This is a genomic window from Streptomyces sp. NPDC054847 (genome assembly GCF_053610925.1).
Genome location: NZ_JBSGZJ010000158.1, coordinates 1 through 14,270, shown reverse-complemented (window position 1 = coordinate 14,270; position 14,270 = coordinate 1). Strand labels below are relative to the sequence as shown.

10 protein-coding genes are annotated in these 14,270 nt (G+C 71.1%); 3 read left to right on the top strand and 7 right to left on the bottom strand.

Annotated elements, in window-relative coordinates:
- On the bottom strand, window positions 1-906 hold a 906-nt coding region (locus ACWGH4_RS17745), incomplete at its 3' end, for an SCO1860 family LAETG-anchored protein (protein WP_453461530.1).
- Window positions 907-1,626: 720 nt separating this feature from the next.
- Here ACWGH4_RS17745 and sigK point away from each other — a divergent pair.
- Both sigK and ACWGH4_RS17735 read left to right on the top strand, forming a co-directional pair.
- Window positions 1,627-2,232: an ECF RNA polymerase sigma factor SigK gene (sigK, locus tag ACWGH4_RS17740; RefSeq protein WP_453461528.1), complete on the top strand. Its 606-nt coding sequence runs from the start codon at window positions 1,627-1,629 to the stop codon at window positions 2,230-2,232.
- The gene (locus ACWGH4_RS17735; RefSeq protein WP_453461525.1) at window positions 2,229-2,969 is read left to right on the top strand and encodes an anti-sigma factor; all 741 of its coding nucleotides are present in this window, start codon (window positions 2,229-2,231) and stop codon (window positions 2,967-2,969) included. Before sigK ends, ACWGH4_RS17735 begins: the two co-directional genes overlap by 4 nt.
- A gap of 33 nt (window positions 2,970-3,002) precedes the next feature.
- Here the strand turns inward: ACWGH4_RS17735 and ACWGH4_RS17730 are convergent, their stop codons facing one another.
- The 6 genes from ACWGH4_RS17730 to ACWGH4_RS17705 are packed head-to-tail and all read right to left on the bottom strand — an operon-like array spanning window position 3,003 to window position 12,603.
- Window positions 3,003-3,755: a 4'-phosphopantetheinyl transferase family protein gene (locus ACWGH4_RS17730; RefSeq protein WP_453461522.1), complete on the bottom strand. Its 753-nt coding sequence runs from the start codon at window positions 3,753-3,755 to the stop codon at window positions 3,003-3,005.
- Between the two features lie 53 nt (window positions 3,756-3,808).
- The gene (sbnA, locus tag ACWGH4_RS17725; protein WP_453461519.1) at window positions 3,809-4,828 is read right to left on the bottom strand and encodes a 2,3-diaminopropionate biosynthesis protein SbnA; all 1,020 of its coding nucleotides are present in this window, start codon (window positions 4,826-4,828) and stop codon (window positions 3,809-3,811) included.
- A gap of 56 nt (window positions 4,829-4,884) precedes the next feature.
- The gene (gene sbnB / locus ACWGH4_RS17720) at window positions 4,885-5,970 is read right to left on the bottom strand and encodes a 2,3-diaminopropionate biosynthesis protein SbnB (protein ID WP_453461516.1); all 1,086 of its coding nucleotides are present in this window, start codon (window positions 5,968-5,970) and stop codon (window positions 4,885-4,887) included.
- Entirely contained in the window at window positions 5,967-6,956 is a 990-nt protein-coding gene (locus ACWGH4_RS17715) for a TauD/TfdA family dioxygenase (protein ID WP_453461513.1), read from the bottom strand. The genes sbnB and ACWGH4_RS17715 overlap by 4 nt, the downstream gene beginning before the upstream one ends.
- Before the next feature lie 23 nt (window positions 6,957-6,979).
- On the bottom strand, window positions 6,980-10,060 hold the full coding sequence (locus ACWGH4_RS17710; protein WP_453461510.1) for a non-ribosomal peptide synthetase: 3,081 nt from the start codon (window positions 10,058-10,060) through the stop codon (window positions 6,980-6,982).
- Window positions 10,060-12,603 carry a Pls/PosA family non-ribosomal peptide synthetase gene (locus tag ACWGH4_RS17705; RefSeq protein WP_453461508.1) on the bottom strand — a complete coding sequence of 848 codons (2,544 nt, stop codon included), beginning with the start codon at window positions 12,601-12,603 and terminating at the stop codon, window positions 10,060-10,062. Before ACWGH4_RS17705 ends, ACWGH4_RS17710 begins: the two co-directional genes overlap by 1 nt.
- Before the next feature lie 246 nt (window positions 12,604-12,849).
- Here ACWGH4_RS17705 and ACWGH4_RS17700 point away from each other — a divergent pair.
- Window positions 12,850-14,270 (top strand): glutamate synthase subunit beta (locus ACWGH4_RS17700; RefSeq protein WP_453461505.1); only part of this gene is annotated, 1,421 nt, incomplete at its 3' end.

Genomic DNA, 14,270 nt, shown 5'->3' with positions numbered 1-14,270 from the left:
GAGCAGGACGGCCGCGCCGCCCGCGAGGTACGGCGTCGTGGAACTGCCGCCGGTCGCCGCCAGGTTGTCCTCGCCGGACTGGGCGGAGATCCCCTCGGCGGGCTTCTCGTCGGCCGGCTTGTCGTCGGCGGGCTTGTCGTCAACGGGGGGCGTCGGCTCGGCCGGCTTCGCGGTCCCGCCCGACGTCGCGCCGGGCGCCTCGCAGGTCGCCTCCGCGAGCGTGACCTCGCCGTCGACCTCGGCGACGTTCAGCTCCAGCGGGTTGAGGGCGACCTTCAGCTGCAGAGCCGTCGCGGCGGCCGTACGGGACGTGGTGCGGGTTTTGGACAGCTCGAGGGTCACCTCGCCCACGCCCGGCACCCCGACGCGTGTCGGGCCGCCCGTGCTGAGTGTGACCTTCTTGCCGAGGACCCTCACCTTCCCCAGCAGGTTCGACTCGGCGACGGGCTGCCGGCCCGTCTCGCAGACGGCCTTCGACGTGACCTGCTCGACCTCGATCAGCGACAGCAGCGGCAGGCCGGGCACGTGCACCCTGGCGTTGGCGAGGGTGCTGCGGGCCTCGGCCCTGCCGCTCTCCACCGTGGCCTTCGCGGTCGCCACGTCCGCACGCAGCACCTGGACCTGCCCGTCGTTGCCCACGCCGTCCAACTCGACGCTCAGCGCGGTCTTCTCGGCGCTGCCGGGCGCCCGGACCTCGTTGAGCGTCGTCCTGAGCGGCACATGGACGGTCTTGTCGAGCAGGGAGACGTCCAGGCCGGTACGGAGCACGACCGCGGTGGCACTTCCCTCACCGCCGCCGGTGGCGTGGGCAGGGCCGGCGAGCGCGACCGGCGTGGCGGCCAGAGCGACGGCGGCGGTCGCCGCGGCGGCCTTGCGTGCGGGCATGCGGAAGGTATTGCTGTTCAAGGTGGTGGAACCCCCACGGAGACATGGGGTCGCCTGCCGCCCCACGGGGACACGTGGACGGCGGCGACCGGGACACCGAAATCCTTACGCACGAAGAGTGAACTGACAGATGCCTGCGGGCGGTTCACTCGAAAGTGGGGTTTCCGAAACGCCTCATGCCTGCGCACCGTCTCCGCCCTCTGCATCGCGCATCCGGCACTCGTCTCCACGGCCCTTGTCCCGGTCGCCGGGCCGTGCACCGCACCCCTCGAAGCCGGCCTGAGAGCACTGTGGTCCGCCGTCCTTCCCGACCCGGCACCAGCGCCGCGTGTTCACTCGCCCTGGCCACCGGCACCCGCCCTGATCCCCATTCCGGGGTCCGACACGTCGGCAACCGTTCCCGGTCGGGTGAGAGGTGGCCCGGGCGTCAGGACGCGCGTGACGGCGCCGACGAACCGGTGTCCCCAATATCGCCCCAGTCGCTGATCACTGTGATCCACGGGGTCCGCAGCTTCGAATAACCGATGAGGGGTTGTCCTCGATCCGGTGCCTGGGACGGGAGGCAGGACCGTGCACGCGGTCTTGCGACTGAACAGTCCGGCACGGGCCCCCGGGCGAGCGACATCGTCCAGCGACCGTCTGAGGCAAGGAGGTGAATAAGTCAGGCGGACGGCTCTCGGCCGGATGCGCGAAGAGCGCCGACGGTATGAGGTCGACCCGAGTCGAGGAGGGCGGTGGAGTGTGGAACAGAAGCCGGGCACCAGAAGTGACGGCAAGCACGCCACTGGGCGTTCCGCGGACGACGACCGGGTGGACGGGCTGCTCACCCGTGCGGCCGAGGGCGATCAGCAGGCCTTCGCCGGCGTCTACGACGCTCTCGCACCGCCGGTGATGGGACTGGCCTGCCGGGTGCTGCGGGACGAGGCGCAGGCGGAAGAGGTGACTCAGGACGTCATGATCGAGGTCTGGCGCACCGCGGACCGCTTCCGTCCGGAGCGGGGAGCCGCCCGGAGCTGGGTGCTCACTCTGGCGCACCGCCGGGCGGTGGACCGGGTGCGTTCCGTCGCCGCCGGCCGGGCGCGCGAGCTGCGCTCCGTCGTGCTGCAGCACGAGCCGTCCTTCGACATGGTCGCCGAAGCAGTGGAAGACCGCGAGGAACAGCGGGTGGTCTTCCGCTGCCTGAGCGCTCTCAACGACGCGCAGCGGGTGCCTCTGATGCTCGCCTTCTACCAGGGCCTGACGTACGCGGAGGTGGCTGATGCCCTGGCCGCCCCGGCGGGAACGATCAAGTCACGGATGCGACAGGGGCTGCAGAGCTTGCGCCTGTGCATGGAGGCCGCCTCATGAGCATCGACAACCCGCATCTCCCCATCGGCGCCTACGCGCTGCACGCCCTGCCGCGCGCCGAGGAGGCGGCCTTCGAGAACCACCTGGCCGGTTGTGCGCCCTGCCGCCGCGAAGCCGACAGACTGACGCCCACCGCCGCCCTGCTGGCCGCGGCCGAATCTCTCGCGCCGCCCGCGGACCTGCGCCGCCGGGTGCTGGCGCAGATCGCCTCCGTCCAACAGGAGCGGCCCTTCCCCGGCGCGCGGCAACGGTTACCCCGGCCGCAGCGGGGCCTACGGCTGGCGGCGGGCGCGTGCCTCGCGGCAGCGGTGGGCCTGGGCGGTGTGGCGGCGTGGCAGCACGCCAGGGCCGACAGCGCGCGCCTTGAGCTCGCCGAGGTGCGCTCCGGCACGGCCGCCCTCGCCGACGTCATGGCCACGCGGGACGCGACGATCAGCACCGAGAAGCTGCCCAACGGCGCCACCGCGATTGTGATCGCCTCGCGGTCCCAGGGCCGGGCCGCGTTCATCGTCTCCGGCCTGCCTTCCCTCGCCGACGACCAGGTCTACGAGCTGTGGTACGCCGAGACCGGGCGGTACCGGCCCGCCGGTCCGCTGCCTGTCTCGGGCGACCGCCGGGCTCGCGTCCTCGACGGCCCGCTCAAGGAGGCCACGGCCGTCTGTATCACCGTCGAACCTGTCGGCGGGTCCCCGCAGCCCACCACCGACCCGCTGGCCTACATCCCCGTTCCCGGGTGACCGCCGCCCACGTCGTGTTCGGCGGCGCTCCTGTCACCCGCGGCGAACCACGACGGCTGCCTCGTAGCCCGCGGGAACGAGGACGTCGACGACCGACCAGCCAGGTATCCGGGCCGGTGCGTGCGGCGACGTGCCGAGGTGGTCCGCGTGAAGGTCGCGTCCGAGTCCGGTACCGAGTGCCTTCAGATACGCCTCCTTGCGGGTCCATGCCCGGGCGAACGCCGCCGGGCGGTCCGACGGGGGGCAGGCCGCGAGCTGGGCGGTCTCCCGAGGGTGCAGCGCTGCGGCCATCTCCTCGACGAGGGCGGAGGAGGGAACCCTCTCCACATCGGCGCCGACCTCTGTGGCCGCGAAGGCGAGGAGGCAATACCCCGGTGTGCGGGAGACGGAGAAGTACAGAGCCGCCTCGTCGACCAGGGGGCGGCCGTGCGGGCCCCCGCACTGGGGGCACCGCGCTCGTGCGAGCCGTACATCGCGCGGGTCGATCCCCAAGTAGGCACCCAGGAGCAGCCTCAGGCAGACATGGGTGACCCTGTAGCCGTCCCGGTCCACCGCCCTGCGCAGCGCCGCCGCCCGTGCCCTCTCGCCGCCGTCCAGCACCGAGGCGGCGAGCGGTGCGACGACATCGCGCAGGTCCTCCACGCGCGCGAGCCACAGCCGCGGCGCTCCGGGCCGGGGCGGAGCAGGTCGTGCCCACGCGCCGGGTACGAGGTCGTTCGGGCGTAGCGCCGACTGCGGTCCCGCCGCAGGAAGGGTCTCGAAGTGGTGATCGGTGTACATGGTCATACGCCTTCCGCGAGGCCACCGGACGGGCCGAGGTGGCGTAGGCGCCCCGTGCGTCAGAGCGTCGTGCTCTTGGACGCGCCGGCTCTGTGCGCCCGGCCGTCCCCTTCCGTCTGCCCGTCCGGAAGGAGGACGTCCTCGCCGTAGAGGCCCCGCACCCAGTTGGACTGGTAGATGGTGTCGAGGTACCGCTCACCGAAGTCCGGGGCGATCGCCACCGGTGTGAGGCCGTGGGTGTCGTGCCGTTCGAGCCAGCTCTTCGCGCCGCTGACCACCGTGCCGGTGGAGCCGCCGAAGAGGAAGCCACGCATGGCCAGGCTGCGGCAGGTGCGGATGGTGTCCGCCTCCTCGACGCGCACCGCCTCGTCCACGTACGACTCGTCGAGCAGCGGCGGGCGGACGCTCATTCCGAGGCCGGGAATCATCCGGCGTCCCGGTGGGTCGCCGAAGATCGCGGAGCCGACGCTGTCCACCGCCACGATGCGCACGGGACGGTGCCAGTTGCGGAACCAGCGGGCGCAGCCCATCAGGGTTCCGGTGGTGCCGACACCGACGAACAGCACGTCCAGATGCGGGAATCCGCGGGCGATGGCTGGTGCCGTCCTGTGGTAATGGGCCTTCCAGTTGTCGGCGTTGGTGTACTGACTCAGCCACACGCAGTGAGGATCCGCGGCGCACAGGTCACGCACGAACGCGAGCCGTGCGCCGAGCAGGCCGCCGTCGGCGGTCCCCTCGGAGATCACATGGACCTTGCTGCCCAGTGCTTCCATCATCAGCCTGGTGGCCAGGTTGCAGCGGGTGTCCGTCACACAGAAGAACCGGTAGCCCTTGCTCGCCGCGATCATGCTGAGAGCCACTCCGAGATTGCCGGAGGAGGACTCGACCAGGATCGAGTCCCGGGTGATGACCCCTCTCCGCTCGGCGGACTCCACCATCTCGGTCGCGGCCTTCATCTTGATCGAACCGGCGAAGTTGAATCCCTCGCACTTGAGGAACAAGGGCTGCCCGAGCATCGGCCGCAGGTCGATGTACAGGTCCTCCTCGTTGAAGGCTTGGGGAACGGATATGACGGGCACGATGGTCTCCTCGTCTGCCGTGGATCTCCGGCCGGGCGGCGCTCAGGCGCGCCGCCTCATCCGTACCGGCGCAGTTCGTGGAAGAAGTTGTCGATGATCTGCAGTTCGCCGGACCGGACCACCTCGTCGTATACATAGCGGCCGACCGCCAGATCGAGGATTCCGAGCCCGAACGGGGAGAACACCGTGGGCCGGTCCGCGGGTACCTCCACCCTTGTGGCCATCACGTCCTCCAGCGTGCCGTCCAGGAAGGCCCGGCTGCCGGTGAGCTGCTCGGTGAGGTGGGGTGAAGTCGCGGCCCTGAGGCAGTGGTCGACGTCGTCGACGATGTTGGTGGCGGACAGCAGGACCTGCGGCGCGAGATCTCGCAGCGACACGTGCAGGACCACCGGATTGTGCCGGAACCACGAGGGGTCGCTGATGTGCGGCTGGGACGCGACGGTGGCGCAGACCACCAGATCGCTGCCGCGGACCAGCGCCTCGGCGCCGCGGTGCACGGTGACCCGGCCGGCGGCTCCCGACTGCTCCAGGTAGAGGCGGAAGCCCGCCGCGCTGGCGGCGGACACGTCGTGCACGCCGATCTCGTCGAACGACCAGCCGGTGCCGTCCAGGTAGGTGTGGATGTATCGGGCGATCAGGCCCGCGCCGACGAAACCGAGTCGGGCAGGGCGCGGCCGCCCCCTGCTGAGCCATCCGGCTGCCGACACGGCGGACGCGGCCGTCCGGGCGGCGCTGATGATCGAGCTCTCCATGCAGGCGAACGGATAGCCGGTGTCGTGGTCGTTGAGGATGAGGACCGCCGAGGCCCGCGGGATCTCCGACGACACGTTCTCCGGGAAGCTGGAGATCCACTTGAGTCCGTCCACCCGTGCCTCGCCGCCGAGCGAGGCGGGCAGCGCGATGATCCGCGACGACGGACGGTCGGGGAACCGCAGGAAGGACGACGGCGGGTTGACCGTCCGGCCGGCGCCGTGCAGGCGGTACGCCGACTCGACCACGTCCACGACGGCCTTCTCCCGGCCCTCCAGGACGCTTCTGACCTGCTCGCCGGGGATGACCGCGAAGGGCGGCACAGTACGGGCGTCCGAGCGGGTGTCGCCACGGGTGGTTTCGTCGAGGAGGGGGTGGTTCACCGTGGTCATGCCACTGCCCTCCCGGCCGGTGCGGGTCCGGTCCGGCGCACCGGGTCCGCCATCGCCACCACCACGTCCCGCGGACCCGCGTAGGCCTCTCTGCTGTGCGCGGTACGGATGTTGTCGACGAGCATCAGGTCGCCGGCCTGCCACGGCCGGCGCAGGGTGTGTGCCTCGTAGACCTTGTTGATCTGCTCGACAACGTCAGGGGGCAAGGGATCACCGTTGCCGAAACGGGTGTTGAAGGGGAGATCGTCCGGGCCGTACTCCTCGATGAGGAACTCCCGCACCTCGGGGGCCATCGTCCACTCGTTCAGGAAGGCGATCTGGTTGAACCAGCAGCGAACGCCGGTGACGGGATGGGGCAGAACGGCGGCGCGGTGCTGCCGGGTGCGCAGGGAGCCGTCCGGCTGCCAGGCCCATTCGACGGCGTTGGCGCGGCAGTACGCCTCGACGGCACTGCGGTCGTCGGTGCCGAACGCCTGGGTGAGCGTGGCGCCGATCTCGTCGTTGTAGGTGCGGGTGAGCAGCCAGCCTTCCCGTTCGAAGCGCTCGACCAGTCCGGTCGGCAGAGCCTGAAGGACGGCGGCCGAGTCGGCCACCGCGGTGGCCCCGCCCTCGGTGGGCGGGCGGATGCAGGCGAACAGCAGCAGCCCCGGGTACTGGGCCGCGTAGCTCAGCTCGTGGTGCATGCACATCGTCTGGCCGGCCGGCCACGCCGACGACGAGTAGACGCCTTCGGCGTAGTTCTCTCGGGCGGCGAAGGCCTCCCGTTCGGTCGCCGGGCGGGAGGCCACCTGTCGCAGTACGGCCGCGACGTCGGCCGCGCTGCGCAGCCCGAGGCCTTGGACCATGAGCGCGCCGTGCTCGGCGACGAGGCCGCGCAGGGTGTCCCGCTGATCGGCCGCCCATGCCTCCACGTCGGTGGCGGCGGCGACCTGCAGGGTCGCCGGCTCGGTGAGCGTCGCCTGCTTGCGGAACAGTGCGGACAGCATGCCGGTCTCCTCTCGTAGGTGATTCAGGTGTCGGACGGTGACATGGCCGCACGGACCACGGCCTTGGCGGCCTCGGCCGGGCGGGTGCGCAGGAAGCTGCCTCCGCCGCCGGGTACGTTCCACAGGTCGGCGTGCCCGGCCAGAAGTTGCCGGTCGCCGAGTGGCCCCTGTGTGCCCTGCGCGCCGTCAGGGGTCCGGGGTGCGTCGGGGGGCTCGGCGGATCCGGGCTCGCGGGTGCGGAGGAGCAGGGTCAGGGGTGCGGCGGGCCGCTCGGCGGGAAGCGCCGGCACGGTGTCGTGCAGGCCCGGGTGGCCGTCGGACGCGGCGGCGAAGACTCTCCGCACGGGCACACCGCGCTGCTCCAGGATCCGGGCCGTGTCCACGGCAGTCGCCGCCCCCGCGCCGTCTCCCCAGAGCAGCACTCCCGCCCCGCCGAGTCGGTCGATCTCGCTCGCGAGGTGGGAGACGATCGCGGGCGCGGCGCCGGCGGCCGCGGCTGCGTACACGGTCAGGCCACTGCCGCGCAGGGCGTCGGCGAGCGGCCGGAAGTCCGCCGCGTCGCGGCCGGTGTCCGGGAAGCAGACCAGGGCGCCCGCCGCGGGGCCGTCCGGCACCGTGAGCGTCCGCAGCACTCCGGGCGCGGTCCGGCCCCGGTCGCCGTCGCGGGAGTCGACGAGGGCGGCCAGATCGGTCAGGACCGGACAGCGGGTGAGGTCACGGAGGGAGATCACGCGATCCAGCGAGATCGCGAGCCGCACGGCCGAGAGAGACGTGCCGCCCAGGTCGAAGAAGTTCTCGCGTCGGCCGATCCGCTCGGGCGCGACGTCGAGGACCGCGGCCCACGCCGTCGCCAGTCGCTGTTCCGTCGGGGTCCGCGGCGGCGCGAAGGCGTGGGCGGCGGCGCCGAGTTCTTCGGCGAGGGCGGCCAGCGCCCTCCTGTCGGTCTTGCCGTTGGCCGTGAGGGGCAGGCTCTCGCGCTGGTGGAAGGCGGCCGGGACCATGTACTCGGGCAACAGCTCGCCCAGCCGCTCACGCAGTTCGTCGGCCGCCGGCGGTCGCGGGCCGGTGCAGAAGGCGACCAGTTGCCTGTCGTGCCCCTCCGGACCGGTGACCACGACGGCGGCGTCGCGCACGTCCGGCAGGCGCAGCAGGGTGTTCTCGATCTCACCGATCTCGATGCGGAAGCCGCGGATCTTGATCTGGGCGTCCTTGCGACCGAGGAACTCCAGCTTCCCGCCGGGCAGCCAGCGGCCGAAGTCACCGCCCCGGTAGAGCCGCCTGCCCGGGCGGTGCGGATCGGCGAGATAGACGGACCTGGTGCGTTCGGGGTCGTTGACGTAGCCGCGCCCGACGCAGATGCCGGAGAACACGATGGCTCCGGGGGCACCGAGCGGAACCGGCGACAGATCGTCGTCGACGACGTAGACGCGCACGTTGTTGACGGGCCGGCCGAGGGGGATCCGCCCGTCGGCCGGCACCGCGTCCATCACTTCGTGGTTGGTGTCGTCCGAGGTCTCCGTCAGTCCGTAGGCGTTGACGAGGCGGGTTCCGGGCCGGGCGGTGAACCAGCGCTGGACGAGTTCCCGCTTCAGCTCCTCACCCGTGGCCGAGACGCACTTCAGGTCCGGCAGGTCGCGCGGGCTGCGCTCGAGGGCCGACAGGACGACGTCGAGGTACGACGGTACGAGTTGCAGCACCCCGATACGGCCGTCCGCGATCGTGTCCAGGAACCGGTCGGCGTCGAGGATCGCCTCCTGCCCCACCAGCAGCGTCCGCCCGCCGACCAGCAGCGCGGAGAGGAGCTGCCACACCGAGATGTCGAAGCACTGGGAAGCCGTCTGCGCCACGACCTGCCCCTCGCCGATCCCCAGGTCGTCGATCTTCGCGTAAAGGTGGTTGAGCATGCCGGCGTGCTCGCACATCGCGCCCTTGGGTTCGCCGGTGGAGCCGGAGGTGAAGCAGACGTACGCGAGCCGGTCCGCCGCCACGTCGAGGCCGAGGTCACCTCCGTCGGTGTCGCTCTCGGCGAGCGCGGGGACGAGGAGCCTGCGCGTCCCGGGCAGCGAGGAGACGGCCCGGTCCAGGTTGGTGGTGCTGCCCGGTTCTGTGAGCACCGTCTCGCACCGGGCCCGGTCGAGCATGGCGGCGATACGTCCGGGCGGGTACTGCGGGTCGATCGGCAGGTAGGCGCCCCCGGCCTTGAGGACGCCCAGTACACCGGCCATCCAGTTCAGGTCGCGCTCGGTCACCACCGCGACGACGTCCTCGGGGCCGAGGCCCCTTGCCAGCAGGCCGCGCGCCAGCCGGTTGGCCCGTACGTTGAGCTCCTGGTACGTCCATCGCCGATCGCCGTGCACCGCCGCGACGGCGTCCGGATGCCGCCGCACCCTTTCCTCGAAGAGTTCGTGGAAGCGGAGGTCGGGCAGCTCGCGGCTCGGGCCGGCCAGTCCGTCGATCTGGAAGCGCAGTTCCTCGGCGGTCAGCAGGCTCTGCCGCTGGTGCGGGGCGTTGGGGTCGGCTGCGATCTGTTCGAGGGCCGCGAGGTGGTAACCGCCGATCCGGGCGGCACAGCCGGCGTCGATCACGTCGGTCCGGTACCGCAGGCGCAGACGGACCAGGTCGTCGTCCTGCTTCACCGCTGCCACACTCAGCACGCTGTCCCCCGGTCCGACCGGGCCGCCGTCGGCCGGGGCGAAGACGACCTCGGGCGAGGGCCCCCTGCTCTCCCGTACCTGACGCGAAGCCAGAAGCTGCGCCTCGGTCCGGCAGGCGTCCAGCACGACCTGCCGCCAGGGGCCGGGTTCTACGGTCAGTCGACAGGGCAGCGGTCCGGCTCCCGACGGCGGGAGGTAACCGGTGCGCACGACACGGTCGCCGGACAGTGCGGCAAGCACCTTCATGTGCGCGGCCAGGAGCACCGCGGTGAGCGGGACCCCGAGAACTTCGGCCTGCCTTCGCAGGTTTGCGGTCAGACCGCCGGGGAGGGCCGTTGTGTGTTCCGCTGTACCGGGCACCGGCGTCGTGGCCCAACGGGGTGCGGCCGTGAAGTCGCCGGCGGGCAGGGTGTCGTGCCCGGACGCCGCGCAGGTCACCGCTGACGCCATCAGAACCCACCTCCGCTGCCGTCCTGTTCCGGCCCGGAAGGCCGGGCCGGGTTGCCCGCCCACCGGGCATGTGCCGGAACCGTCTCGCCCTTCATCAGGAAGGAGTCCGCCTCCAGCAGGGCGCCGTCGCCGATCGTCACGCCGTAGTGGACGAAGGCACCAACACCGAGGGTGCAGCCGGAACCGATCGTGCTGCGATCCGACTTGAAGGTGCCGTCCTCCTGTGAGTGGCACTGGATGACGCTGCCCGCAGCCAGCGTGCAGCCGTCCCCGATGGTGGCCATGGGCCGTTCGGTCAGACTGCAGCCGTCGTCGAACACCCCGCTGCCGACGCGGACGCCGAGCATCCGCCACGCGACGCTCTTGAACGGCGTGCCGTTGAGGACACGCAGATACGTCTCCGAGGAGACCTTCCAGTACCGCTCACGTCGCCAGAAGCGGACGTCGTAGATCGAGCAGAACAGCGGCTCCGGCCGGTGCATGGCGCTGACCGCGCGTTCGACGAGTACGTAGTACAGGACGGTGAACGGCAGCAGGAGGGCGTTGGCGAGCGCGAGCGCCACCACGCCCCAGTGTGCGTACAGTTGGGCCGCTCCCGCGAACAGGAGCGTGACGCTGAAGAAGTACAGCCATCCCGTGGTCAGGAACAACGCCATGGTGACGGCGTTGTGGCGGTTCTTGGCCCGCAGAGCTCCGCGCAGCTCGGCACCGCTCTTCAGGTCGTCGAAGGTGCTGTCCCGCAGTACCGACCGGGGGATCTCGAAGCACGGGGAGCCGAGGAGGCCCGTGTTCTCCCGGACCGGACCGTCGACGGGGACCATGACCTTGGTCGCCAGCAGACAGTTGTCGCCCGTCCGGCCCCGTGAGGGGTAGGCGATCCGGTTCCCGAGGAAGTTGTGCGCGCCGATCGAGGTCCGGGCCAGCCGGAAGGCAGTGCTCGAGTAGTCGGCGTTCATGAGCGAGAGCCCGTCCGCGACCATGGTGCCGCTGCCGACGGCACTGGCCGAGGGACTCTCGTGCTTCACCACGGTTCCGAAGTTGGAACCGGTCTGCTCCAGCCGGGACAGGTCGTAGCCGATGCCGCGCAGATAGTGCACGATGCAGCTGCTGTCGCCGAACAGACGTGTCAGGAAGCGTCTGTTGGTGAGCCGGAGGGTGGCCCGGTGCACCGCGTGGTGGAAGCCGTACAGCGGGTACACCCGACCCGGCTTCACCAGCGGGCTCAGCAGGCGCGGGACGGTGACCAGCACGACCAGGGTGAGCGGCACACCGCCGAAGAAGACCACGGCGGTGAACGCCAGCAGGTCGGCGTAGAACACCCATTCACCGAGGGCGGCCGGTCCCGGTTCCAGCATGGTGGTCAGCTGGGGGGCCCGGGAGAGCAGCACGTCCAGGCAGCCCACCGTCAGCGGTACGTACACCAGGAGCGCCGTAAGCACCAGCAGCACACTGTGTACCGCCCTGCGCACCGCACCGCACCGGGCGGGCCCGACGGCCAGGAAGTCGGCGTCGCCGGGCTGCGCCGGTGATCCGTGCCAATGCCCGCCGTCGGGCACCGCCTGGCCCTCGTGCAGTGAGGACGCGTGGCCGAGCTGCGCCCGGTCGCCCATCGAGGTTTCGATGTCGAGCACCGTCGCCTCGCTGACCACCACGTCCCGCCCGAGGCTGACCGGCCCCGTCTCGATCGCGCCGTCGTGGGCGCGATAGCAACTGATCAAGACATCCTTGCGGATGACCGTGCCGTCACCGACGGCCAGCAGGTCGGTGCACACGGGCACATTGCGGGAGAGGATCGTCACGCCCCGCCCGATCCGCGCGCCGAGCGCCTTGAGATAGAGGACGAACAGCGGCGAACCGGCGAACAGGACCAGCGGGTTCGACCGGACGAGGGTCTTGACCAGCCAGAAGCGGACGTACGCCAGGCTCCAGACGCTGATCCTCTCAGGCTTCCACCGGCCGATGAGCAGCCACTTCACGAGTACGGGCAGAGCGCATACGACGAACAGCGTCACGGCGCCGAACACCACCGACCGCAGATAGGCGTCGAGGAGGTGCGTCCCGGCGGCGATCCACTCGTATCCCGCCGCACTCACGAAGGCGACGAGGAAGGCATAGCCGACGAAGCTTGCGGCCTGCAGCACTCCGCACAGCAGGTAGCGGGGCCTTCCCAGCGGGGCGGCCACCGGTGCGGGCGGGCGGAGCTCGGGCGCCGGGGCGGCCGGGGCGGCTGCGGTCGCGGCGGACTGTGCGAGCGCTGCCGCCAGATCTCTGACCGTCGGGTGGCGGTAGACGTCCCTCATGGACACCGACGGCAGGTCCGGGCGCTTTCTGACGCGGGCACAGAAGTGGGCCATGACCAGGGAGTCAGCACCCAGATCGTCGAAGAAGTGGCTGTCGAGGGGCACTTCTTCCACCTGCGCGACATCCGCGAGCAGCAGGGCGAGTGTCTCCTGCGTGCCGGTGGCGGGAACCGGGGCCTCATCGAGCCGGCGAGCGGGATCCGCGGATCCGATGGCCAACGCTTCGAGCGGCTTTCCCGCCATGAGCACTCCCTGGGCCGTGTCCGGTCGGTCGGTAGGCCCCGCACCTTCAGCGCCGAAGGCCTCACCTGATCCTTATTCGTCGCCACCGGGAGGACGTATGGGAACAGAACGGAATTTCTCACATGGTGAACTCCCGTCTCACTGACTGTCCGGTCCGCGCCTTCGGCCGCGCTCCCGGAGGACCAGAGGCGTAAGCTCGTGAGAACGTCCTGTCGAAATCCCCCAGTCGGCATCACAGAGGGCGACATGACCGACCCCTTCGGTTTCCTGACGACTCCCCGCCGGCCCGTGACCGCGCGTCCCGCCGAGGAACGGCTCGACGACTGGCACGAGGTGCACGCCGGTCAGGCGCTGCTGCCGGTGGTCTCCTTGCAGGCAGGGCGCTGCATGGACTGCGGCATCCCGTTCTGCCACAGCGGCTGCCCGCTGGGGAACCTCATACCGGAGTGGAACGTGTACGCCGCCCACAGCGACTGGGGCGCCGCCGCGGAGCGGCTGCATGCCACCGACAACTTTCCCGAGTTCACCGGCCGGATCTGCCCGGCACCCTGCGAGCCCGCGTGCGTCCTCGCGATCAACTCCGAGCCGGTGACGATCAAGAACGTGGAGCAGACGATCGCCGACCAGGCATGGGAACGGGGGCTCGTGTCCCCGCTTCCGCCGGAGCGGCTCATCGGCTCATCGGTCGCGGTCGTGGGCTCCGGGCCGGCGGGCCTGGCGGCGGCGCAACAGCTCACGCGTGCCGGCTACACCGTCGCGGTCTACGAACGCGCCGACCGCATCGGCGGTCTGCTCCGTTACGGCATCCCCGCGTTCAAGATGGAGAAGCGGCACCTGGACCGCCGTATCGAGCAGATGAGGGCGGAGGGGACGGTCTTCTGTCCCGGCGTCGACGTCGGCCGTGACGTCGCCGTGGCGGAGGTGAGGAGCCGCCACGACGCGGTGATCGTCGCCGTCGGTGCGACACAGCAGCGGGAGCTCCCGGTACCGGGTCGCGAACTGCACGGCATCCACCAGGCGCTGGACTACCTGACTGCGGCGAACCGTGTCACGGAGGGCGATCACGCGCAGCCGGCCGTGACCGCGGAGGGCAGCCACGTGGTGATCGTCGGAGGCGGCGACACCGGCTCCGACTGTCTCGGCACCGCGCTGCGTCAGAAGGCCGCGTCGGTGGTGCAGTTGGACATCAACCCCGAGCCGGGCGACACACGCACCGAGAGCCAGCCGTGGCCGGTGTATCCGAAGATCTACCGGGTCTCCCACGCCCATGAGGAGGCCCGTGCCCGCGACGGCGCCGATCCGAGGAGGTACTCCACGGCCACCGTGCGCTTCGAGGGTGACGCGGCCGGACACGTACGCTCGCTGCATCTGACCGAGGTGGAGCCCTCGGCCAGACATCCCCGGGCCGGCACCGAGCGGGTGCTGAGGGCGGACCTGGTCCTGCTCGCCCTCGGATTCTCCGGGCCCGAACGGGACACCGGCCTGGCCACGCAACTCGGACTCACCTTCGACGCACGGGGCAACTTCGGGCGGAACGCCGCCTTTGCGGCGCTGCGGGAGGAGGGGGACGAGCGGCCGGAGCGCAGCGTGGCGGACGGCGTCTTCGTCGCAGGGGACGCGGGCCGCGGCCAGTCCCTCGTGGTGTGGGCCATAGCGGAGGGACGGTC

Bases quoted from the DNA above. Each gene is read 5' to 3' on its own strand.
- ACWGH4_RS17735 (WP_453461525.1), top strand. From the start codon at position 2,229: ATGAGCATCGACAACCCGCATCTCCCCATCGGCGCCTACGCGCTGCAC.
- ACWGH4_RS17730 (WP_453461522.1), bottom strand. From the start codon at position 3,755: ATGACCATGTACACCGATCACCACTTCGAGACCCTTCCTGCGGCGGGA.
- sbnB (WP_453461516.1), bottom strand. From the start codon at position 5,970: ATGACCACGGTGAACCACCCCCTCCTCGACGAAACCACCCGTGGCGAC.
- ACWGH4_RS17715 (WP_453461513.1), bottom strand. From the start codon at position 6,956: ATGCTGTCCGCACTGTTCCGCAAGCAGGCGACGCTCACCGAGCCGGCG.
- ACWGH4_RS17710 (WP_453461510.1), bottom strand. From the start codon at position 10,060: ATGGCGTCAGCGGTGACCTGCGCGGCGTCCGGGCACGACACCCTGCCC.
- ACWGH4_RS17705 (WP_453461508.1), bottom strand. From the start codon at position 12,603: ATGGCGGGAAAGCCGCTCGAAGCGTTGGCCATCGGATCCGCGGATCCC.